Annotated in this window: 18 protein-coding genes; 9 read left to right on the forward strand and 9 right to left on the reverse strand. The window is 69.3% G+C overall.

The features are described 5' to 3' along the window. Positions 1-91: 91 nt before the first annotated feature. Both AB0M48_RS41595 and AB0M48_RS41600 read right to left on the reverse strand, forming a co-directional pair. Positions 92-706, reverse strand: a complete 615-nt coding sequence (locus AB0M48_RS41595) for a superoxide dismutase family protein (protein WP_363853603.1) — start codon at positions 704-706, stop codon at positions 92-94. A 13-nt stretch (positions 707-719) separates the two neighbouring features. Continuing rightward, positions 720-3,110 (reverse strand): hypothetical protein, encoded by a 2,391-nt coding sequence (locus AB0M48_RS41600; protein ID WP_363853606.1) that lies wholly within the window; start codon positions 3,108-3,110, stop codon positions 720-722. 120 nt (positions 3,111-3,230) lie between these two features. Between AB0M48_RS41600 and AB0M48_RS41605 the strand changes: the two genes are divergently transcribed. Next, positions 3,231-5,108 carry a S41 family peptidase gene (locus AB0M48_RS41605; protein WP_363853608.1) on the forward strand — a complete coding sequence of 626 codons (1,878 nt, stop codon included), beginning with the start codon at positions 3,231-3,233 and terminating at the stop codon, positions 5,106-5,108. Positions 5,109-5,163: 55 nt separating this feature from the next. Here AB0M48_RS41605 and AB0M48_RS41610 read toward each other — a convergent pair whose 3' ends face one another. Then, complete coding sequence (locus tag AB0M48_RS41610) at positions 5,164-5,733, reverse strand: hypothetical protein (RefSeq protein WP_363853611.1); 570 nt, start codon at positions 5,731-5,733, stop codon at positions 5,164-5,166. 72 nt (positions 5,734-5,805) lie between these two features. Beyond that, positions 5,806-6,732 carry a LuxR C-terminal-related transcriptional regulator gene (locus AB0M48_RS41615; RefSeq protein ID WP_363853613.1) on the reverse strand — a complete coding sequence of 309 codons (927 nt, stop codon included), beginning with the start codon at positions 6,730-6,732 and terminating at the stop codon, positions 5,806-5,808. 182 nt (positions 6,733-6,914) lie between these two features. On the opposite strand from AB0M48_RS41615, the gene AB0M48_RS41620 reads away from it, so the two are divergent. Both AB0M48_RS41620 and AB0M48_RS41625 read left to right on the forward strand, forming a co-directional pair. Continuing rightward, positions 6,915-8,708 (forward strand): S8 family serine peptidase, encoded by a 1,794-nt coding sequence (locus AB0M48_RS41620; protein ID WP_363853616.1) that lies wholly within the window; start codon positions 6,915-6,917, stop codon positions 8,706-8,708. 100 nt (positions 8,709-8,808) lie between these two features. Beyond that, the gene (locus AB0M48_RS41625; RefSeq protein ID WP_363853619.1) at positions 8,809-9,558 is read left to right on the forward strand and encodes a PIG-L family deacetylase; all 750 of its coding nucleotides are present in this window, start codon (positions 8,809-8,811) and stop codon (positions 9,556-9,558) included. Positions 9,559-9,613: 55 nt separating this feature from the next. On the opposite strand, the gene AB0M48_RS41630 is transcribed toward AB0M48_RS41625, so the two are convergent. The 4 genes from AB0M48_RS41630 to AB0M48_RS41645 all read right to left on the reverse strand — a co-directional run bounded on the left by AB0M48_RS41630 (position 9,614) and on the right by AB0M48_RS41645 (position 15,528). Next, positions 9,614-10,246, reverse strand: a complete 633-nt coding sequence (locus AB0M48_RS41630) for an LPXTG cell wall anchor domain-containing protein (RefSeq protein ID WP_363853622.1) — start codon at positions 10,244-10,246, stop codon at positions 9,614-9,616. Positions 10,247-10,381: 135 nt separating this feature from the next. After that, on the reverse strand, positions 10,382-13,252 hold the full coding sequence (locus AB0M48_RS41635; protein ID WP_363853624.1) for an AAA domain-containing protein: 2,871 nt from the start codon (positions 13,250-13,252) through the stop codon (positions 10,382-10,384). 122 nt (positions 13,253-13,374) lie between these two features. Next, the gene (locus AB0M48_RS41640; RefSeq protein ID WP_363853627.1) at positions 13,375-14,037 is read right to left on the reverse strand and encodes a Ku protein; all 663 of its coding nucleotides are present in this window, start codon (positions 14,035-14,037) and stop codon (positions 13,375-13,377) included. 105 nt (positions 14,038-14,142) lie between these two features. After that, complete coding sequence (locus AB0M48_RS41645; protein ID WP_363853630.1) at positions 14,143-15,528, reverse strand: SDR family NAD(P)-dependent oxidoreductase; 1,386 nt, start codon at positions 15,526-15,528, stop codon at positions 14,143-14,145. A 36-nt stretch (positions 15,529-15,564) separates the two neighbouring features. Between AB0M48_RS41645 and AB0M48_RS41650 the strand changes: the two genes are divergently transcribed. The 4 genes from AB0M48_RS41650 to AB0M48_RS41665 are packed head-to-tail and all read left to right on the forward strand — an operon-like array spanning position 15,565 to position 18,098. Then, a complete protein-coding gene (locus AB0M48_RS41650) occupies positions 15,565-16,284 on the forward strand; it encodes a haloacid dehalogenase-like hydrolase (protein WP_363853633.1) in 720 nt (239 codons plus the stop codon). Further along, complete coding sequence (locus AB0M48_RS41655) at positions 16,281-16,439, forward strand: hypothetical protein (RefSeq protein WP_363853636.1); 159 nt, start codon at positions 16,281-16,283, stop codon at positions 16,437-16,439. The genes AB0M48_RS41650 and AB0M48_RS41655 overlap by 4 nt, the downstream gene beginning before the upstream one ends. A gap of 43 nt (positions 16,440-16,482) precedes the next feature. Next, positions 16,483-17,685 (forward strand): DUF4231 domain-containing protein, encoded by a 1,203-nt coding sequence (locus tag AB0M48_RS41660; RefSeq protein ID WP_363853639.1) that lies wholly within the window; start codon positions 16,483-16,485, stop codon positions 17,683-17,685. Further along, positions 17,682-18,098 carry an SLATT domain-containing protein gene (locus AB0M48_RS41665; protein WP_363853642.1) on the forward strand — a complete coding sequence of 139 codons (417 nt, stop codon included), beginning with the start codon at positions 17,682-17,684 and terminating at the stop codon, positions 18,096-18,098. Before AB0M48_RS41660 ends, AB0M48_RS41665 begins: the two co-directional genes overlap by 4 nt. A gap of 279 nt (positions 18,099-18,377) precedes the next feature. On the opposite strand, the gene AB0M48_RS41670 is transcribed toward AB0M48_RS41665, so the two are convergent. After that, positions 18,378-19,061, reverse strand: a complete 684-nt coding sequence (locus tag AB0M48_RS41670) for a DUF2306 domain-containing protein (protein ID WP_363853646.1) — start codon at positions 19,059-19,061, stop codon at positions 18,378-18,380. A gap of 90 nt (positions 19,062-19,151) precedes the next feature. Between AB0M48_RS41670 and AB0M48_RS41675 the strand changes: the two genes are divergently transcribed. Together AB0M48_RS41675 and AB0M48_RS41680 are read left to right on the forward strand one after the other, a co-directional pair. Beyond that, entirely contained in the window at positions 19,152-19,367 is a 216-nt protein-coding gene (locus tag AB0M48_RS41675) for an RNA-binding S4 domain-containing protein (RefSeq protein ID WP_319982927.1), read from the forward strand. A 377-nt stretch (positions 19,368-19,744) separates the two neighbouring features. After that, a complete protein-coding gene (locus tag AB0M48_RS41680) occupies positions 19,745-21,238 on the forward strand; it encodes a sugar transferase (protein ID WP_363853649.1) in 1,494 nt (497 codons plus the stop codon). Positions 21,239-21,249: the final 11 nt, after the last annotated feature.

Genomic DNA, 21,249 nt, shown 5'->3' on the forward strand with positions numbered 1-21,249 from the left:
GCCTCGTCATCGGACAGCAGCAACTCAGGCAGCTTCGGGTTCGGCATGCCACCGAACCCTACGCCTGCACACGAATTAATGAATCAGGACACTAGAAAGCCGCGGTCAGGCACGCGAGGCGGTCACCGGCGGTGCCCGCCTTGCCGTGCTCGGTGCTGGTGTGCGCGGCGTGCACGACGACCGAGTTCGCCTCGCCCTTGCGGAACTCCCACTTCACCGTCGCCGTGCCGGTCGCGGCGCCCTGCGCGTCGGTGGTGAAGTCCAGCCAGATCTCGTTCTCGGCGTTGGCGAACTGCGGGTCGACGCTCGGCGACACCGGGTCCTTCGTGTTCTGGTAGTGCGGGCCCGAGTCGGCCGGCTTGGCGCCGCACGGCTTGGTGTGCACGTGCGAGCCGTACTTGGTGTTCGGCAGCAGGCCCGACACCTTCAGCTCCACCGTCGTCCGTCCATTCGCAACGGAAGAGCCGGTGGAGAGCTTGGCGCCCACGGGGATTCGCGCGACGTCGTACGTGATGCCCTTCGGCTGGTCACCGGAGGCCGCGGGTGCGGCCACCTCGGTCTCGGCCACCGGTGTGATGGCCGGTGTGGAGGGCGGCGCGGAGGACGGTGCGGAGGACGGTGCGGAGGATGGAGTCTCGCTCGAGCAAGCGGCCAGCCCTCCAGCGAGCAGTACGGCACCCACGAGGGTCGCCACAGTCGTGCGCATGTTTCTCCTTGAGTCAGCTGCGTTCCAGGTTCCCATCCCCTCCACGTCCACGATCGGGTGACCGGTTCAGATCGAGCGAGACGAGCTCCGTGAACGCGTCTCGGTAGGCCGCGCACAGGTGGTAATCGCCGTGGGTCTCCACTTTGTCCGGTGACCCGTCCGTCTCGTTCGCCCGACGGTCGAGGTCGTTGTCCTCCCAACCGTGCACCGGGAAACCGAGGTAGTCGGTGCGCCGCCACAGGTTGATCCAGCTCGGCCCCAGCAACGACGCCAGCCCGCGTTCAGGCACCTCGCCGGGTTCCCGCCGCCACGGGTCGCACGAGAACATCGCGCCCGCCCGCACCGGCGGCGTGCCCAGCACGGCGGGACCCAGCAGTTCCGGGAAGATCCGCCCGAAGTAGGGCCGCAACTGCACGCCGTACGTCAACAGCTGGACCCGGCGCAGATACCCGTCGGGCAACGCGTACAACGCCGCCACGGCCAGCACGGCGCCCAGACTGTGCGCGGACAGCACCACGCGATGGTCGGGCGACTCGTCCAGGAACTCACGCGAACGGTCGGCGATCTCCGGCACCGCGCGCTCGGCGTAGCAGGGCGGCGCGAACGGGTGGGCCGTGCGCGGCAGGAAGCACATCAGGTCCCACAGCAGCCCGAGCGGCCGCCGGTTCGTCAGCATCCCGGCGCCGACGAACGACCCGATCACCGCGATCCCGGCGAGCCCGGTCACCCAGTCGCCCTTGCCCACCACCCACGTGACGGCGGAGGACTGACCCCAGTCCGGCGAGGCGAACGTCAGGTAGCAGGTCAGCAGCAACGCGAGCACGCCCAGCACCGACAGCACCCCGGCCACGTTCTCGGCCCGGTGCGTCACCGCGACCACGTGCCGCGCCCGCACGACGAGCGCCTCGCCCTCGCCGTCCAGCACCGCGGGCGTGATCAACCGGGACAGCAGCACCAAGGCCTGCAACAGAACCAGCAACACCAGCGGGACCAGTGCGACGGCGAACGCCGCGCTGAACCACGAGTAGAACACCGGCGCCCGCAGGCCCGTGCCGACCCAGCCGCGGAACGTCAGCACCAGCACGGTCGCCATCATCACCGACGACACGAGCGACAACCCCAGCAGCACACCGGGTCCGGCGCCGCGCCAGGCCTGCCACTCGTCACCGGCACGCGGCCGTGCCCGCCACGCCAGCGCCCCGCCGAACACGGCGGCGCCGATCCAGGCGAGCGGGACCCAGTGCGTGGCGACCATGCAGGCCACGAACAGCACCAGCAGGACCAGCGGTCCGTTGGCGTCGTTGCGCCGCCAGGACCACGCCGCCAGCACCGACCCGAGCAGCGCGACCGTCACCGCCGGCGGCCCCCACGTCGTCAGCCACAACGGCCCGTCGAACACCGGCGCGATCGCGTACAGCCCGAACCCGTGTGCCACCAGCACGATCACCGACGAGATCATCAGCAGCCACGACCACAGGCCGCCCTGCTCGGTCGACGGCACGTCCGGGCAGTCGGTGGCCGTCACCACCACCCGCGCCATCACCACGGCCAGGACTCCGGCGGCGAGCACGGACAGCACGAGGAAGAACACGTGCTGCCACACCTGCGTGCTCGTCGCCAGCACCACCACGCAGCACCCGGCCGAGAGGTGCAACCGCGTGAGCCGGCGGATCCGCGGGCTGCCCTCCCACATCGACGCCCGGCTCAGCATCACCCCCGCCCGCCGGTGCGGCGTGCGCACGGACGTCATCTCGTACCTGCTGCGCGACAACGAGGTCAGCGCCAGCAACCCGAGCAGCAGCAACACCGGCACGGCGGACGCGGCCAGCACCCGGACGTGGCGGGCGGGATCACCCAGCACGTCCAGGAAGTCCGGTAGCCGCTTGCACGTGGTGCCCGGCAGCGAACACTGGACCGCGTAGACGTCGATCGCCACCTCGCACACCGCGAGCACCAGCAGCACCGTGAGCCCCAGCCCGAACAGCCGCGTCGAGGCCGCCCCGCGGCCGGCGTTCCACCACGCCATCCGCCGCGTCGAGGGAACCGAGTCGTCGGGGAGCTTCCGGGACCAGTACGCGACGTTCGCCAGCCCGAACGGCAGCAGCAGCGCCCACCCGATGCGCCCCAGCGCGTTCGCGAGCACCGACGGCACCCCGCTACCCGGCACGCCGGGGCTGCTGCGCGCCATGCCGCCCCACGAGTACGCCTCGCGCCGCACGCCGGCGGGCACCTGCCCGGGGTGATCCGCTGGGACGTCGGCGAGCCTGTCCGGTCGCGGGCGCCAGAAGCTGCCGAACCGATCGCCGCGGAACTGTTCGACGGCGTGGTCGGGGAGCGCCAGCATCGCGTCCGGGGGTGTGTTGTTGACCCCGTGGATGCGCAGTTCCAGGACGGCTGGACTCATCGCTGGCCTCCCCTTTACTCCAGTTGTCGTCAACAAAACTGCTCCAGTTAGCGGCCGAACGGGTGAAAAAGGTGTATCCAGGCGCCCTGGAAAGCCTCTACTGAGCAAGGAGGCCCCACCATGACCACAACCGCTCACCCGAACGTCGCAAATTCCGTCGGACTCGCCGAGTTCCTGGCCACCTCGGGCACGCTGACCCTGGCGCAGCGCAAGCTCATCGTCGACCAGGCGCTGATCGTGCTGGAGCAGAACTACGCGCACCTGCCGCTCAAAGTCGCGATGCACGCGGTGAATCCCGTGCAAAGACTCAGAGTCCTGAGAGCGAGACTCGAACGGCAGACCGACGCCACGGCCGAACCCGAGTGGCAGTTCCACCGCGAGCTGTCGAGCACCTTCCACTCGGTGCGCGACCTGCACACGAACTACCTGCTGCCGGCGCCGTTCGCGGGCAAGATCGCCTTCCTGCCGTTCCAGCTGGAGCGCTGCTTCGCCGAGGACGGCACCGAGCAGTACCTCGTCGCCCGCACGGTCGCCGGGTTCGACGGCCTCGCGGCCGGTGCCGAGGTGACGCACTGGAACGGCACGCCGATCGCCCGCGCGGTCGCGTTGAACGGCGCGATCTTCGCCGGCAGCAACACCGCCGCGAACCTCGCCCGCGGCCTCGAGTCGCTCACGTTGCGCCCCTTGGTGATCCAGCTCCCGCCCGACGAGGACTGGGTGGTCGTGAGCTACCGCGACGAGAGCGGCACCGCGGGGGAGATCCGCGTCGACTGGCAGGTCACGGAGAACCTGCCGCCCATGACGGACGTCGACGAGCTGTCACCGGCGGCGGCCGCCCAGGGCGTCGACCTGGACTCCGACGAGAAGGCGCGCGCCAAGAAGTTGTTGCACGCGCCCAAAGTCGTGCAGGCCGAAGCCTCCGGTGGCGCGGTCGCGATGTCCGCGCAGGACGTGGCGACGACGATGCCGGGCGTGTTCCGGGCCCGCCCCGTCGTCACGCCGTCCGGCACGTTCGGGCACCTGCGGATCTTCACCTTCAGCGTCGACGACCCGGACGCGTTCCTCGCCGAGTTCGTGCGGCTCGCGGCCCTGCTGCCGCAGAACGGGCTCATCGTCGACGTCCGCGACAACGGCGGCGGCCACATCTTCGCCGCGGAGTTCCTGCTGCAGACCATGACGCCGCGGCCCGTCTCACCGGAGCCCGTGCAGTTCCTGAGCACACCGCTGAACCTGCGGATCTGCCGCCGCCACGCCGAGGACCCGACCGGCCGGATCAACCTCGGCCCGTGGTTCCCGTCGCTCGACAGCTCGACCGAGACGGGGCAGGCGTTCTCCTGCTCGCACACGATCACACCGGTCGACGGCGCGAACGCCGTGGGCCAGACCTACCACGGCCCGGTCGTGCTGATCACCGACGCGCGCTGCTACTCGGCCACCGACATCTTCGCCGCGGGCTGGGCCGACCACGACCTGGGCCCGATCCTCGGCGTGGACGACAACACCGGTGCGGGCGGCGCGAACGTGTGGACGCACGGGCTGCTGTCGACGCTGCTGAAGATCCCGGCGCCGGTCGACGCGGAGTCGCCGTACAAGCCGTTGCCCAACAAGGCGAACATGCGCGTGTCGATCCGCCGCACGTTGCGCGTGGGCAAGCTCGCCGGCACGCCGGTCGAGGACCTGGGCGTGCGCCCGACGCACCAGCACAGGGTCACCCGCGCGGACCTGTTGCAGGGCAACGTGGATCTCCTCGCACGGGCGGGAGAGCTGTTGGAGGAGCAGCCGGTGCGGCGGCTCGGGGTGGCGGTCGCGGGCACGACCGTCTCACTGGACACCGTGAACCTCGACCGGGTGGACGTCTACGTCGACGGCCGCCCGGCGACCTCGCTGGACGTGACCGACGGCGCGCACACCGCGACGCTGGCCGCGACCGGGCGCGAGGTGCGCGTCGAGGGTTTCGCGGACGGGCAGCTGGTGGCCGCGCGCAAGGTCGCCAGCTGATCGAGCGGGCGCTTCCGGTGACTCCATGACCGGAAGCGCCCGCTCACTCTTCTCGCTAGCGGGTGAACGTGTACGCGCGGTCGGAGGCCACGGCCGCCAGCTGCGCCTCGGTGCCCGGCGTCCAGCTCTGCGCCCAGACCACCTCACCGTTGCGGCGGAAGTTCCACGCGATCGTGATGCCGTGCTGGTCGTTCTTGGTGAAGACCGTCACGCCACCGCGGTGGTCGCTCGTCCTGCCGGTGCACTTGTCCCGCTCGCAGAGCTGCTTCGGCGACTGCTGGAAGAAGCCCGGAGCGTTGACCTGCATGAACACCGTGTTGCTCTGGCCGTCGACGGTGAACCCGGTCCAGTTGGTCAGGTACTGCATGTCGTCGAACAGACCCTCGGCCTCGCCACCCCAGTTGCCGGGCGAGACGTCCTGCGCGCCGCGGAAGATCTTCGGGAAGGTCTCCTGCTGGCGAGCGGTGAACCCGGCCGCCTGCTTCTCGAGCTCCGCCTTGGTCTTGTGGACCGGCGTGACGTCCTTCGGCGGCCACGTGAGGTCCGCGGACGCCGATGCCGTGCCCGCGAGACCGATCAGTGCGAGGCCCGTCAGGGCAGCCGCCATCACCTTGCGCATGCGCATTTGTTGAATCCCCCTGTGAGTACGTGCTTGCACAGAGGAAGACGCCGAATGATCATCGGAGGTTGCGTCGGACTACAGCCAGCCGCGCCGCATCGCCTGGACGCCCGCCTGGAACCGGGTCTGCGCGCCGCACCGGTCCATCAGCTGCCGCACCCGCCGCTGCACCGTGCGGGGCGCGAGTCCCAGCTGCCGTGCGATCGACTCGTCGGTCAGCCCGGCGGCGAGCAGCCCCAGCAGGTTCGGGTCCACGTCGGCCGCCGCCGCGTAGATCCCGCCCGGGCTGAACGGGATCCCCTTGTCCCAGTACAGCTCGAACGTCGAGCGCAGCACGTCCAGCAGCGCGGACGGCCGGATCAGCAGCACCTTGTCGACGATGTCGCCGTTCACGACGGGGAGCACCGCCGCGTGCGTGTCGATCACCGCGAGCTTGAACGGCAGCGTCGGCGTGACGCGGGCGCGTTCACCGGCCGCGACCAGGTCGATGATCTCGGTGACCCGGCCGGGGATGTCGACGGCCGAGCGGTCGTAGACGACCCGCCACTGCACGTCCCGTTCCCGCGTCTCGTCCTCCAGAGCGACGTGCTGGCCCAGTGGCGTCACGTACGGCGGCTGGTCGAGCACGCAGACCTCCCCGCGGGCGCCGCGCAGCAGGGCGTGCCACAGCTCGCGGACAGCGTCCACACCGGACACCACCTCGACGAACGCGTTGTCCGCCAGTTCCTCGTCGCGGTTGCGCAGGTACAGCTCCATCAACGGGCCGATGTCCGCCCGGGCCCGGCGGTTGGCCTCCTCGCGTGCGGCGATCAGCGCCTCCACGGCCAGGTCCGGCGCCACGGCCTGCCACACGTCGCCGGGCAGGTGCCGGACCAGGCCGAGCTCCCGCATCTCCTCCAGCACCGGGACCGCGACGCCGATTTCCTCCGTCGTGCGGCTTCCGCCCGTTACCAGAAGCTCGTAAACGGCCGTTAGCTCCGGCGCGACGCCCAAGTGTCCGAACACGGCCACATTGTGCGCCATTCGGCCCAGTACCCCTGTCGTGAACACGCCAGTGTCGTCAAACGGACTCCACTAGACCTGTTTTCGCAGGTGTGGCCCGGCTTACCGTCCTCCCACCTCCGCAGCCGGTTCAGAACACTGACGCCCTCAACGGCACGCGAAGGCCCTGCGTGGAAGGACCTCACGTGAACGGATTGCGACGCACGAGTGTGTGCGCCGCGGCAGTTTCCGCCGCCGTGCTCAGCGTTGTCGCCCCATCGGCGACCGCAGCCCCCGCCCAGATCCAGTCCCAGCCGGACTCGACCCAGGTGAACCGCCCCTTCGAGCGGCTGATCGTCGGCTACAAGCCCGGCACCGCCGAAGCCTCGTCCGACTCCGCTGCCTCGGACGACGCCCGCAGCAAGGGCAAGTCCGTGCACCGCCGCATGGCGAGTGGCGCGGTCGTCGTCGACCTCGGCGCGAAGACCACGAACGCCGACAACACGATCCAGGCGTTCAAGAACGACCCGAAGGTCGCCTACGTCGAGCCGGACCTGCTGATGCAGCCGTTCGCCGACCCGAACGACACCGACTACTCGCGGCAGTGGGACCTCTTCGAGGCCACCGCGGGCATGAACGTGCCCAGCGCGTGGTCCAGCACCACCGGCTCCGGTGTGACCGTCGCGGTCATCGACACCGGCTACGTCGCGCACAGCGACCTGGCGGACCGGGTCGTCGCGGGGTACGACTTCGTCTCCGACGCGGCGCGTGCCCGTGACAACAACGGCCGCGACTCCAACCCGGCCGACCAGGGTGACTGGGCGGCGCGCGGCGAGTGCGGCACCGACGCCAACGGCAACCCGGTGCCCGCGCAGGACAGCAGCTCCTCCTGGCACGGCACGCACGTGGCCGGCACGATCTCCGCGTCCACCAACAACGGCAAGGGCATCGCGGGCATCGCCTACGACGCCAAGATCCAGCCGCTGCGCGTGCTCGCCAAGTGCGGTGGCGCCACCTCGGACATCGCCGACGCGATCACCTGGGCGTCCGGCGGCACGGTGACCGGCGTGCCCGCGAACCAGACGCCCGCCAAGGTCATCAACATGTCGCTGGGCGGCAAGTCCTCCTGCTCCACGACGTACCAGAACGCGATCAACGGTGCCATCAACCGCGGCTCCACGATCGTCGTCGCGGCCGGCAACTCGAACGACAACGCGTCGCTCTACACCCCGGCCAACTGCTCCGGTGTGATCACCGTCGCGGCGTCGTCCCGTGAGGGCAACCGGACGTTCTACTCGAACTACGGCACCCGCATCGACATCGCGGCGCCCGGCGGCGAGACCCGCCGCGGCACCGACACCCCCGGCACCATCACCACGCCGGAGAACGGCATCTGGTCGACGCTGAACGCCGGCACCACCGTCCCCGGTGCCGAGAACTACAAGCCCTACCAGGGCACGTCGATGGCCGCCCCGCACGTCGCGGGCCTCGCGGCACTGCTGGTCGCCAAGAAGCCGTCGCTCACGCCGGCCCAGGTCAAGGACCTGATCAAGACCAACGCCCGGCCGCTCCCCGGCACCTGCTCGGGTGGCTGTGGCGCCGGTCTCGCGGACGCCGCGAAGACCGTGGCGGCCCTCGACACGACTCCGCCGCCCTCCGGTGGTCTGGAGAACACGACCGACGTCGCGATCGTGGACCTCGGCACCGTCACCTCCTCGATCAGCTCCACGGTGACGGGCAACGCCTCCGCGACCACCAAGGTCGGCGTGGACATCGTCCACTCCTACCGCGGTGACCTGGTGATCGACCTGATCGCGCCGGACGGCACCGCCTACCGGCTGAAGAACTCGTCCTCTTCGGACAGTGCCGACAACGTGGTGGCGACCTACACGGTCAACGCCTCGTCCGAGGTCGCGGCGGGCACGTGGAAGCTGCGGGTCCAGGACGTGTACTCCGGTGACACCGGGTACATCAACGCCTGGAACCTGACCCTGCGATAGCTCCACGAGTTCGCCGAGGGGCGGCGCCTCCCAGCCTGTTTCTGGGGGAGCGCCGCCCTTTCACGTTGGCGACTTCCCGTTCGCGGGTAACGTCGCTGACATGGCCACACTGGTGACTTTTCACGCCCATCCCGACGACGAGTGCATCGTGACCGGTGGCGTGATGCGCAAGGCGTTCGAGGAGGGACACCGGGTCGTGCTCGTCGTGGCGACGCGAGGCGAGGCCGGGGAGGTGCCCGGCTTCCTGGAGGAGGGCGAGGAACTCTGGCAGCGCCGCGTCGCGGAGACGCACGCGGCGGCGGACCTGCTGGGCGTCGCGCGCGTGGAGTTCCTGGGGTACCGCGACTCCGGGATGATGGGCGACGAGCTCAACGACCAGCCCGGTTCGTTCTGGACCGCGGACGTCGAGGAGGCGGCGCAGAAGCTCGCGGCGATCCTCGTCGAAGAGGACGCGAAGGTGTTCCTGACCTACGACCGCTTCGGCGGCTACGGCCATCCCGACCACATCCAGACCCACCGCGTGGGCATGCGCGCCGCGGAGATCGCGGGCACACCGGCCGTCTACCAGGCGATGGTGCGCGAGTCGGAGTTCCGCGAGGCGTTCCGGATGGCCGGCATCGAGGAACCGGAGCCGCTCGGCGAGGGCGCGGTGCCGGAGTCGGAGATCAACGTCGGTGTCGACGTCTCGAAGTACCTGGAGGTGAAGCGGCAGGCGATGCGCGCCCACGCCTCGCAGATCCCCGAGGATTCGTTCTTCCTGTCGCTCGACGAGCCGACGTTCGCGCACGCGTTCGGCACCGAGTGGTTCATCCGCGAGGGTCACGAACCCGCGACCGCGCTCGACCTGTAGGGACGAAACGGGGGCGGTCCGATGTGGACCGCCCCCGTTCGTTTGTTCAGCTAGTTCACGCGCTGCGGCGGCGACGCAGGAACAGCAGGGTGCCGGCACCGGCACCCACCAGACCCAGACCCGAGAGCAGCAGCCACGTCGGGGACGCACCGGTCGCCGCGAGGGGCGGTTCCGGAGCGCTGCCGCCGGGGGCGGCCGGGGTGGTCGACGGCGGAGCCTCGGAGGACGAGGGCACCTCCGGGGCCGTGGTGGCCGGCGGCGTGGTGGTCGTCGTGGTCTCTTCCGTCTTGGTCGGCGGCTTCTGCACGCACGGCTGGTCGACCGTGTACGTCTCGAACTTGTCGTAGTCCTGGCCCTTGGCCTTGTTCGTGTCGTAGGCCTTCACGTCGACCGTGAACTTGTGGGCGACAGTGCCGTCCAGACCCTTGAACGTCTTCGTCCAGGTGGCGCCGAACTTCTCGGTCTCCTTCCCCTTCTCAGGGATGAGAACCGTGTCACCGTCCTTGACCACGACGGTGTTCCGCTTCTCCGGCGCGAACTGCGTCAGATCCACGTGGAGAACGACGTCCTTGCCGTCGCACTTCGCGTACCCCTTGGCCGTGTGTGCACTAGCCGGGGTGGCCGTGGCCAGCGTGACCAGGGCTGCGGTAGCGGTCACCGCGAACGCGCCGAGAACTCTCCTTGCCAACGAATCTCTCCTGCTCTGTTTGATGCGTGGCGGGGCCGAGCACACATTCATGATCTGAATCACCCGACCGGGTGAACCGCGTCACGCTAACAACACAGAGGGGTCAGAAGGTCACTGTATGACAACGCTACGGTGTCACCACGGAAAGATCCTCATGTTTTCTGTTAGGCCGATCGCGCCCGCGACCAGCCGCATCTGCTCCACGCCCCGCACGTCGGCGTCCAGCAGGCGCGGCGAGCAGATCATCACGGCGAGCACCTGGGCACGCGAGAGTGCCACGTTCAGCCTGTTGCGTGACAGAAGAAAGTCCAGGCCACGGGGCAGGTCCACGGTGGACGACGACGTCATGGACATGATGACGGCCGGTGCTTCCTGACCCTGGAACCGGTCCACGGTGCCCACCCGCGTGCCCTCGAACCCGGCCTCGGCCAGCCTGCGCCGGATCACCCGCACCTGCAGGTTGTAGGGCGCCACGACGAGAATGTCCGCATCGGTCAGTTCGCGCGTTTTGCCGTTGTCCGTCCAAGTACGACCGACGATCGCGCGCACCGTGTCCACCACGGCCTCGGCTTCCTCGACGGACGACGTGATGTTGTGCCGGTGGTCGATCTCGCGCAGGTAGATACCGGGCTCGATGCCCGAGATCGACCGGTGGGCGGCCGTTTCGTGCGAATGGAGCAGTCCGGCGTAGGAGAGCTCGGACACGGGACGGCAGACCGCGGGGTGCATCCGCCGCGTCTCGGCCAGGAAGTAGCCCAGGTGCGGAGGGATCACGTCCGCGTCGCCGAGCAGGTGGCCGAGCGCCGAGGCGTCCGAACCAGGCGGGTGCACGCCCTGCACCACCTGAGGCAGTTGCTGCGGGTCGCCGAGCAGCACGAGGTTGCGCGCGGCCGTCGCCACCGCCACCGCGTCGGCCAGCGCGAACTGGCCGGCCTCGTCGATGATCATCACGTCGAACGGCTGCGCCTTGATCACGGCGTTGGAGAACGTCCAAGCCGTGCCGCCGACAAGGTGGCCCTGCGGGTGTTCCTCGCGCCACTGAGCCAGTGCGCCGTTGCTCTTCGGCTGGTCCCACGGGAGGCCCTCCTCGGGCTTCTTCTCCTTGGGACGCTTGGCCATCGGGATGTCGGGATCCACCGAAGACAGCACGTTCTCGACGGCCTTGTGCGACGTCGAGGTCACCGCGACGGTCTTGCCCTGGTCGATGAGGTGCCGCACGAGCTTGGTCGCCAGGTACGTCTTGCCGGCGCCGGGCGGTCCCTGCACCGCGAGCGTCCCGCCGTCGAGCTGGTCGACGGCCTTGATCACGGCCTGCACCACGTCGTCGTGCTGCGGCAACGGTTGCGCGGGCGGTGTGCGCAGCAACAGGTCGATGCCGGGGTTGCGGGGCAGCAGCGGCAGCAGGCCGACGGCCTGCTCGGCCAGTTCCGCGACGGCCTCGTCCTTGGGCGACGCGGGCACCGGACTGCCCGGCAGCACGGCGATCGGCAGTTCGGAGTGCTCCTGCGAGTTGCTCTCGGTCAGCACCAGCTCGTACGGGTTGTCGTCCGCCACCACGGCGTTGCGCGTGACGTTGCCGGGGTAGAGCAACCGGACCTGCTCGCCGGAACCGAACGGGTGCGGGCGCTCCGGGTCGATCCGCGCGTGCACCTGCCGCTTGTGCGTCCGGACCCGCCCGGCCGGAGGCACCCAGTCCTCGGCCTTCAGCGTGATCGGCACCGCGCAGTTCGAATCCGTCTCCAGATCGGAGATCGGCGCGAGGGCCTGCCGGAAGAAGTCACCCCACGCCGGACTCGACTCACGCCGGTGATAGCCGACCGTCGCCGCGAACAGGTCGTGTCCTTCCGCCAGCAACGGCTCGGTCAACGCCGCCATCCGCCGCGCCCGCTCGGCCGCCTTCTCCAACGCAGCCTCGTCGCGTTCCTGCGGTGCCGCGGTCTCGATCTCGCGCTCGACCTTGATGCGGTGCAACAGGTCCCTCAACCCGCGAGTGGGAACCTCGTCGTCCAGCAACGGCTTCAGCGCGGGCAGCGTGTACTCCCGAGTGGACACCCGCAACACCCGACGCGTCAGCGCGCCGAGATCGACGCAGCGCCGCACCAGCTCGTCCACTTCGGACTCACGCGTCGCCGTCCGCGCGGCCCGCCCGGCGAGGTCGTGCGGCGCGAAGTGGTAGACGGTCCCGGCCGGCGTGCGGTCGACGAACTCCTCGAACGTCCCCTCCCAGCCCGGCGTCCGGAACGTGTCGCCGTCGACCTCCAGGAACACGTCGTCCTCGGCGGGCTCCGGCAGGTTCGCCAACGCCTCCGGCGCCACGACCTCGTAGGTGATGACGCCCGTGCGTTCCTGCCGCACCTGAAGCCGGGCCTGCGCGGTCAGCGCCGTGAAGCTCGCGGGCGACAGCGTCGCCGGCCGTTCCTCGGTCGCCGCAAGCGCGTCGATCGTGTCAATGCCGGCTGAAACCAGCTTGCGCCGCTGGTCGGCGCGAAGCCCGGCCACCAGCGACAGGTCCCGCGCCTCCTCACGGCCAGAAGCGCAGTGACGGGCGAACCGGCACCCGGTGCAGGCCGCCCGCACGTCACCCCACGACCGCTTCGGTGCCGGTGAGGGCTTCGCGAGCCGCGTCCGAAGGCGCCCCACCAGGGGAAGGAAGTCGGCGACGCGGAACGACGTCCGCCGGCCGTCGACGATCAGGTGAGCCCGAGCGGCACCCAGCGCCTGCGCCGCCGCGACCAGCGACAACACGGCCAGGGGAGTGGCGTCCGAGGCCTCGTCGCACGGCTCGTAACCGTCGGCCGTGCGCACGAGGGTCTGAGCGGTGCAGTGGAACACGCCGTCGAAGAACACCGCGTTCTCGATCAGGTCCGCACCGGAACGCATCTCGGCGGCCGTCCGGGCGGCGGCGAGGTGCAGTTCGGAGGGGTCGCCGCGCCGTTCGTCACGAGCGAGGAAGCTGCGGTGCTCGCATTCGAGCAGGTCGACGAGATCGGACGGGCTGGCGAGCATGGCTGCCGATGCTAGCGCCGCCCCCTGACAGAACGGGCGCGCGACCCGCGTTCATCCCCGAGACCCGGGTCGCGCACCCGCACCATCAGGAGCCCTCAGACGTCCGCACCATCAGATGCGGGTCAGACGTTCGCCTCCACCAGGTGCAGCAAGGCCTCGTGGTGCGTGTTCGGGTAGTCGTGCGGCCGGAACGGACGTGTCTGCGCTCGCACCAAAGCCGCCGCCGCGGCCAGTTCGCCGGTGCGCACCTCGGTGTCCCGGTGCAGGAACGGGAAGTGCGGCTCCCGGACCTCGTCGGGCCACAGCAGCGTGTGCAGCACCAGGACGCCGTGCTGCGGCCGGATGGCCGCCAGCGTTTCCTTGCCGCGCAGGCCGAACTTGACGATCGCGGCGGTCTTGGTCCGCTCCAGCGTCTCCCGCAGCAGCACGTAGGACCGCACGGCCAGGTCGTCCGGCTCCAGGTAGTAGCTGCGGTGCAACGCGACCGGGTCCACGTCGACCTGCGGCGCGAACTGCTGCACGTCGATCACGCCGTCCTCCGGCGCCGGCAGATCGGCCGGATCGATCTGCACGATCCGGCCGTCGTCGAGTTCGTAGCCCCGCCCGATGTCCTCCGGCGCCAGCCGCAGCGAACACTCGCCGCACACCTGTTGATGGCGCACGCGGCCGCTGTCCTCGCGGTGCACCAGGTGCACCTTGCTGCGGTGCTCGGTGGCCGCCGACACCAGCCGCACCGTCATCGTCGTCATCCCGAACCGAAGTGCTCCCCGCCACACAGTCCTCATGACAAATGAGTACTCGAACGGGTGTTCAAATAGGCCTCTGACCTGACGAAAGGGCTCGTTCGGGTGCGTCCGACGGGTACCTCGGACACGTGTGTCAGCCCGAAATCACCAAGGAGACGGCGCGTAGTCCTTGAGGAAGCAGCCGTATAGGTCCTCGCCGGCCTCGCCGCGCACGATCGGGTCGTACACCCGTGCCGCGCCGTCGACCAGGTCCAGCGGGGCGTGGAAGCCCTCTTCGGCGAGCCGCATCTTCATCGGGTGCGGGCGCTCGTCGGTGATCCAGCCCGTGTCGACGGCCGTCATCAGGATGCCGTCGGCCTGCAGCATCTCCTCGGCGCTGGTGCGCGTCAACATGTTCAGCGCGGCCTTCGCCATGTTCGTGTGCGGGTGCCCGGAACCCTTGTAGGCGCGGGAGAACTGGCCCTCCATCGCCGACACGTTCACCACGTACTTGCGGCGGTACGACGACTTCGCCATCGAGGCGCGCAGCCGTGAGATCAGCAGGAACGGCGCCGTCGAGTTGCAGAGCTGCACCTCCAGCAGCTCCACCGGGTCGACCTCGTCGACGTTCTGGATCCACGAGTTGACCGGCGCGGTGTCCGGCACGAGGCCGCCCGCGTCGATGTCCTTCGAGCCCGCCATCAACGCCAGCGTCGTCACCGAGTGCGCCTCGGGAACGGCGGTGCCGGGCAACGCCAGCTGCCCGTGCCCGCCGAACGAGATCAGCTCGGGACGCTTCGCATCACCCGTCAACGCCTCGTGCTCGGCCTGCGCCAGCGGCGCGTACGCGTTCGAGGAACGGCGCACGGTCTGGGCGGCGTTGTTGATCAGGACGTCGAGTGGCCCGCGGGAGGCCACCTCGTCGGCCAGTGCCAGCACCTGGGCCGGGTCGCGCAGGTCGATGCCGACGATCTTGAGCCGGTCGATCCAGTCGGCGGCGTCGGGCATCGAGGCGAACCGCCGCGCCGCGTCCTTGGGGAACCGGGTGGTGATCGTGGTGTGCGCACCGTCACGCAGCAGCCGCAGCGCGATGTACATGCCGATCTTCGCCCGGCCGCCGGTCAGCAGCGCGTTGCGGCCCGACAGGTCCGTGCGGGCGTCGCGCTTGCCGTGGTTGAAGGCGGCGCAGGCGGGGCAGAGGTTGTGGTAGAAGGCGTCTACCTCGACAAACCTCGTGCGGCACGTGTAGCAGGACCGCGCGCGCAGCAGCGTGCCCGCCGTGGCGCCCTGAGCCGTCGACACGAGGGGAAGCCCCTGCGTCTCGTCGTCGATGCGGTCCGGCGAACCGGTGGCCGTGAGCGCGGTCACGGCGCGGTCGTTGGCCACGATGGCGGCCTTGCGCTCGGTTTTGCGGAACTTCTTCGCGGCCTTGAAGATCTTCGCGGTGGCCCGGCGCACGCGCACGGCGTCGTCGTGTTCCGCCGGCAGGTCCTCGACCTGGGCAAGCACGCGCAGGCAGACTTCCAGCTCTGCGGGGTCGATCGAGGTCATGAGCAGCCATTTTACGCGTTGAGGGGTGGTGGTCCGGTGACCGGGCCTGAACTGCTGGTGCTGTGGGACATCGACAACACGCTGATCTCGGCGCGCGGCTTCGGCGGACTGATGTACCGCGAGGCGTTCCGCAGCGCCTTCGGCAGGGAGCTCAGCGGCCCCGTCGACCTCGGCGGCCGCACCGAGGTCGACATCATCGAGGAGACGCTGCGCCTGCACGGCATCGAGCACACGGAGGAGGCCGCCCAGCTCCTCGCCAACGCCCTCGCGAACTCCTTCGAGGCCAGGCGCGCCGAGCTGCCCGGCCACGGCGAGGTGCTGCCGGGAGCGCTGGAGGCCCTCCAGCACTTCGCCGACGACCCGCGCGTGCACCAGGGCGTGCTGACGGCGAACCTCAGGAGCGTGGCGCTGATCAAGCTGGAGGAGTTCGGCCTGGCGCACCTGGTCGACTGGGACGTCAGCGCGTTCGGCGACGAGCACGCCGACCGGGCCGAGCTGGTGACGTTCGCCCGTGAACGCGCGCAGCGCATCCGGCCGTTCACCCACGACGAGGTCGTGCTCATCGGCGACACGCCGCACGACGTGTACGCGGCGACGAAGGCGGGTGTGCGGCTGGTCGCCGTGGCCACCGGGCGCAGCGACGCGGACGACCTGCGCCGGGCCGGTGCCGAGACCGTCCTCGACGACCTGGCGGACCTCGGTGAGCTGACCCGGCAGGTGTGGAAGGGCACGCCGCAGGGAAACCGCACGGCATGAATCCCGAAGCACCCGAAGCGGATGTGCAGGAGCAGCTGCGCGAGGTCGTTCCGCACGAGCCGGTCGAGACGTCGGACACGCCGCTGGAGGCCAACGAGGCCGACGCCCACGAGCAGCGCCAGGAAGTCCCCCTGGACGACGAGGATGAGGTCTAACGGGCTCTGGCCCTCGATCGATCACGGCGTTATGGTGCGCGGCATGCCCACAGCAGGCGGCCCGACAGTCAAACGGCTGTCCCAGCCGGACGCCGACATCAAACCCAAGGCCCTCGGCTTGCCCCGGGGCCGCACGGTGATCTCGGTCTTCGGCTCCACAGAAGACATCGAGACGGATCTCGCCGCGAAGTTGTTGCCGGTGCTCAGATCCGTCGTCGTGACCGCGGCGTGCAACGGCGCCGTGTTCGTCACCGAAGGCACCGACCGAGGCGTTGTCCACTTGCTGGGCATGGCTTTGCAGGCGTGCGAGCAGCGCTGGCCCGTCGTGATCGGGGTCGCGCCGAGCAGCAAGGTGCACGACCTGACCGAGAGCGCCACCAACGGCCAGGTCCCGCTGGAGCCCAACCACAGCGTCGCCGTCATCGTCCCCGGTTCGGAGTGGACGGACGCGACCCCGGTGCTGTTCCGCACGATCGACGCCGTGCGCCACAAGAAGCCCGTCGTCGCCCTCGTCGTCGGAGGCGAGAGCGAGCAGGAGGTCGTCGACCACCTCAGCGGCGACAACCCGTTGCTGGTGCTCGCCGGCACGGGCGGTCTCGCGGACCGCATCGCGACCGGCGACCTCACCGGTGACCTCGCGGTGCTGGTGCGCAGCGGCAAGATCTTCATCGTCCACGTGGACGAGGGCGCAGGCAAGGCCGTCACCGCGCTGGAACGGTTGCTGGGCAAGGAAAAGCCAGTCAAGCCGCCGCGGATCCTGCCCAAGCTCCGCTACAAGGCTCCCGAAGCACGGCCTTTGGTCGATCCCGGTTTCGTGGTCGCGTACCCGATGCTCGCGGACGCCATCCACGAAGCGAACCAGGTCGTCGCGCCGGCGTTCCAGGAACTCGACGCGGAAGCCGACGTCGAGCAGAACCGCTACCGGCTCACGGCCGTGCTCGCGATCGCGGGCGGCCTGACGACGACGGTGTTCGCCGCGCTGCAGACCTGGCTGAAGGACACGCCGTGGCCTGGGGTGCTCGTCGTGGCGGGCGGCGCGTTCGCCGCGGCCATCACGATCGTGGCGCGCAAGCGCGAGTCGCTCGACAAGTATCTGACGGCCCGGTCACGCGCTGAGCGCCTGCGGGCGCTGTACTTCGCGCACCTCGCCGCTGTGGCGCCCGCCACGGAGGACGAGCGCCTGGACAAGGTGGCGGACCTGGAAGCCGCGGTCAGCAACCGCAAGCACGAGGTGGTCAGGACATGAGCGACAAACTCAGGCAGGCCCAGTTCGTCGAGGCCTACCTCCGCCACCGCTTCCAGGACCGGCTCGACCACTTCGAACGCAGCCGCAAGCGCTACTCCCGCGCCCGCACGTGGACGGTCGCGCTCTCCGCGGCGATGTTCATCGCCGCCGCCGCGGCCGCCGCGATCGGCATGGCCGACGGGCCGCGCAGGGCCATGTGGGCTTTCGTGGCAACGACTTTCGCCGCTCTGGGTACCGCCATGTCGCTGTACGAGGCGACATTCGGGTTCCGCCGTCTGGCGCGGGAGAGTGCGACGACTTCCGTTGCGCTGCAACGGCTCGCGGTGGACGGTCCCACGCCGGACGATGTGGACGACGAACGGCTGGTCGCATTCGTGACCGAAGTGGAGTCGGTGCTGAGGTACGGCCGGTAAAGCCGAATCCCCGCTGAAATCGATCGGGTGTCGTTTCGAGAAATCGCTTCCACGGTTTACACGCAGCGTGGGTGATCGATTACGGTAAGCACAGGTTCTGGTGTTTCGGTCACTCACTTGCCATGATGACTACATCCCCCGATGCGGAAGCAGGCACGACATGACTTGGGCGCGTCCCGCGATCGCCGAGCCCGAAACCGGCACCTTCGCCGAGGCCAAGGCTCTGGAAAAGGAGCACAGCACGATTCAGAACAGCAAGGCGGCCCGCACCGTGGCGTCTCACGCCATGGACTCGCTCGACTGCGCCGACCTGCTGGAGATGCTCGGCCTGAGCGCCACGGAGGGCAAGGTCCGGGTGTAACCCCGCGACTGGATCCACCACTCGGCCACCAGCAGGTTCACCACGAACGACAGCCAGTTCGCGGTGGCGAAGATCAGCAGCCCGTCCCCGTCGGGCACCAGTGCGCCGAGAGCCAGGCCCCAGAGGCGACCCGTCACGGCGGCGCCGGTGAGTGCGAACCCGCGGATCATCCAGATGCGGTGTTCGCCGAACTGGCGCCGCCGTGCCGTCTTCAGGCCGTACACCGCGCTGACGAACCACAGCACCGACAGGACCGTCAGGGGCCCGGACGACGCCAGCCCGAAGAGCGACAGCTGGGCGCACACGGCGCCGAGCACCGACGACGGCAGGACCGCCGCGAAGTAGACGCGTCCCATCACCCGGTGCACCCGCGGATGCCGGGCGCGCAGGCCCGGCCAGAACTGCGACACACCCGCCAGGACCGCGACCGTTCCGGTGAAGATGTGCGCGACCAGCAGGCCGTAGTGGACGGGTCCGCGCAGTGCCGGCCTCGCCTGGCTCATGTCCAGCGTGACGTACGCGCTCGCCGCGAAGATCGTTATCGCCACGCAGACGAGTCCCGACACCGCCAACCAGGCGACGTACCCCCTCGAAGTTTTCATACTTCAAGGCTGTCAACGCCTTCACTCGAACGCGCTGGTGTGCGCCCCCGAGCGAGCAGTGGGGCGGGCCCTACTGGGATGATGGGACTCATGCGGACGGTCGAGATCTCCGAAGAGCCGATCAGGCTAGGACAGTTCCTCAAGCTGGCGCAGCTGGCCGAGGACGGCGGGCACGCCAAGGTGCTCATCGAGGACGGAGAAGTCCACGTCAACGGCTCTGTGGAGCTGCGGCGCGGAGCACAGTTGCGCCACGGCGACATCGTGGTCGTCGACGGCGACGAGGTGCGCATTTCCGTTCGGCCGTAACGCATTGCTCCGTTCGGCGGTAAGTGCATGCACAATCGCAGTCGATCAGACTAGGGCCTGAAGACCTGATCTGAACGATTACCTCGGGACATACGTAACCTTTATGTCCCTTGTGGACATCCGGAATCGTCTTGTGACGCCACGTTTTCGTTGCTGTGAGACGGGGGTCACGTCCGGTATTCGGGCACTGGGGAAACTTTTTTCCAAGGTCTGTAACGCGGATGCCGGAACAGACGAATCACCGGTTGCGAGCTTCGGCGGCCGAGCCCGAATGACGGCGTGGCCGAAGATCGCGAAGTCCTGAGTTTCGAAGGTCCTCGGGGTGACCTGCGTTGGTGCACGTCCGGAATCGCCGCTGAGCCGGGGAGATCAGAACGATGAGTGAGCAGGTCCGCGCTGCCCGTGACGTCGACGGGTTGCGCTCCACGCTCAACACGCTGTCGGAACACAGACAGACCCATCCACCCGTAGCGCGCTGGGAAAGTCGCTACCGATATGCCGTGATCACCGCCGATGTGCTGACCGTCGTCCTGGTCGTCATCGCCGTCGGTGCCGTCATGAGCATGCGTCACACGGCCTTCGGCCCGCTTTCCCTTGCATTGCTGGACATACTCACAGTAGTTGTCGTGGTCGGTTCGCTCGCGATCAACCGCGTGTGGACACCGGCCGTTCTCGGCCAGGGAGCCGAGGAGTTCCGAAGACTCGGCCGGGGTTTGTTCGGTGCCGTCGTGGCGCTCGGCCTCGGAGCGCTCGCCGTCGACATCCCCGGCGCCCGCCTGTGGATCTTCGTCGTAGTTCCCGCGATCGCACTGGTCGCGTTTCCCATGCGCTACCTCCTGCGCCGCCCGCTGCACCGCGGCCGCAGTGAAGGACGATTCCTGCTCTCGGTCCTCGCCGCCGGCAACCTGGACACCGTCGAGGACCTCATCCACCGCACCAAGCGCGTGGCCCACCTGGGCTGGCGCGTGGACGCCATCTGCACGATCGACGGCCGCGGCCGCTCCGGCACCGATGTCGACGGCGTGCCCGTCGTCGGCCAGCTGCGCGAGCTCGCCGAGCACGTCCGCCGCGGTGGGTACCGCATCGTCGCCGTCACGCCCGACGCCTACTGGACACCTCGCCGTCTCCAGCAGCTCGCGTGGGCACTCGAAGGCTCCGGTGCCGAAATGGTCGTGTCGCCCGGTCTCATGGAGGTCGCCGGCCCGCGGCTGCACATGAGCGCGGTGCTCGGCATGCCGCTGCTGCGCGTGAGTGAACCGGCGCTGAGCGGATTCCGCCGTCTGGTCAAGGAAGTCGTCGATCGCGTCGGAGCGCTCGTCCTCCTGGTCCTGCTGGCACCGCTCATGTTCGCCGTCGCGGCGTTCGTGATGATCGACAGCCGTGGTCCCGTCTTCTACCGCCAGAAGCGCGTCGGCAAGACCGGTGTGCCGTTCACGATCATCAAGTTCCGCACGATGGTGACCAACGCCGACGCGTTGCGCGCCAGGCTCGCCAGCGTCGACGAAGGCAACGGCGTGCTGTTCAAGATGAAGAAGGACCCGCGCATCACCAAGGTCGGCACGTTCCTGCGCCGCTACTCCATCGACGAGCTGCCGCAGCTGTTCAACGTCCTCGCGGGCAGCATGTCGCTCGTCGGCCCGCGCCCGCCGCTGCCGGAGGAGACCGCGAAGTACTCCTCGGACGTGCGGCGCCGCCTGCTGGTGAAGCCCGGCCTGACCGGTCTGTGGCAGGTGAGCGGACGGAGCGATCTCTCGTGGGAGGAGTCGATCCGCCTCGACCTGCGCTACGTCGAGGACTGGTCGCTCGCACTCGACCTCGTGATCATGTGGAAGACCTTCCGCGCCGTCTTCGGCGGCCAGGGGGCCTACTGATGGGGAACCAA

The sequence above is a fragment of the Lentzea sp. NPDC051208 genome (assembly GCF_040682435.1).
In the GTDB taxonomy this organism is placed as follows: Bacteria; Actinomycetota; Actinomycetes; order Mycobacteriales; family Pseudonocardiaceae; genus Lentzea; species Lentzea kristufekii.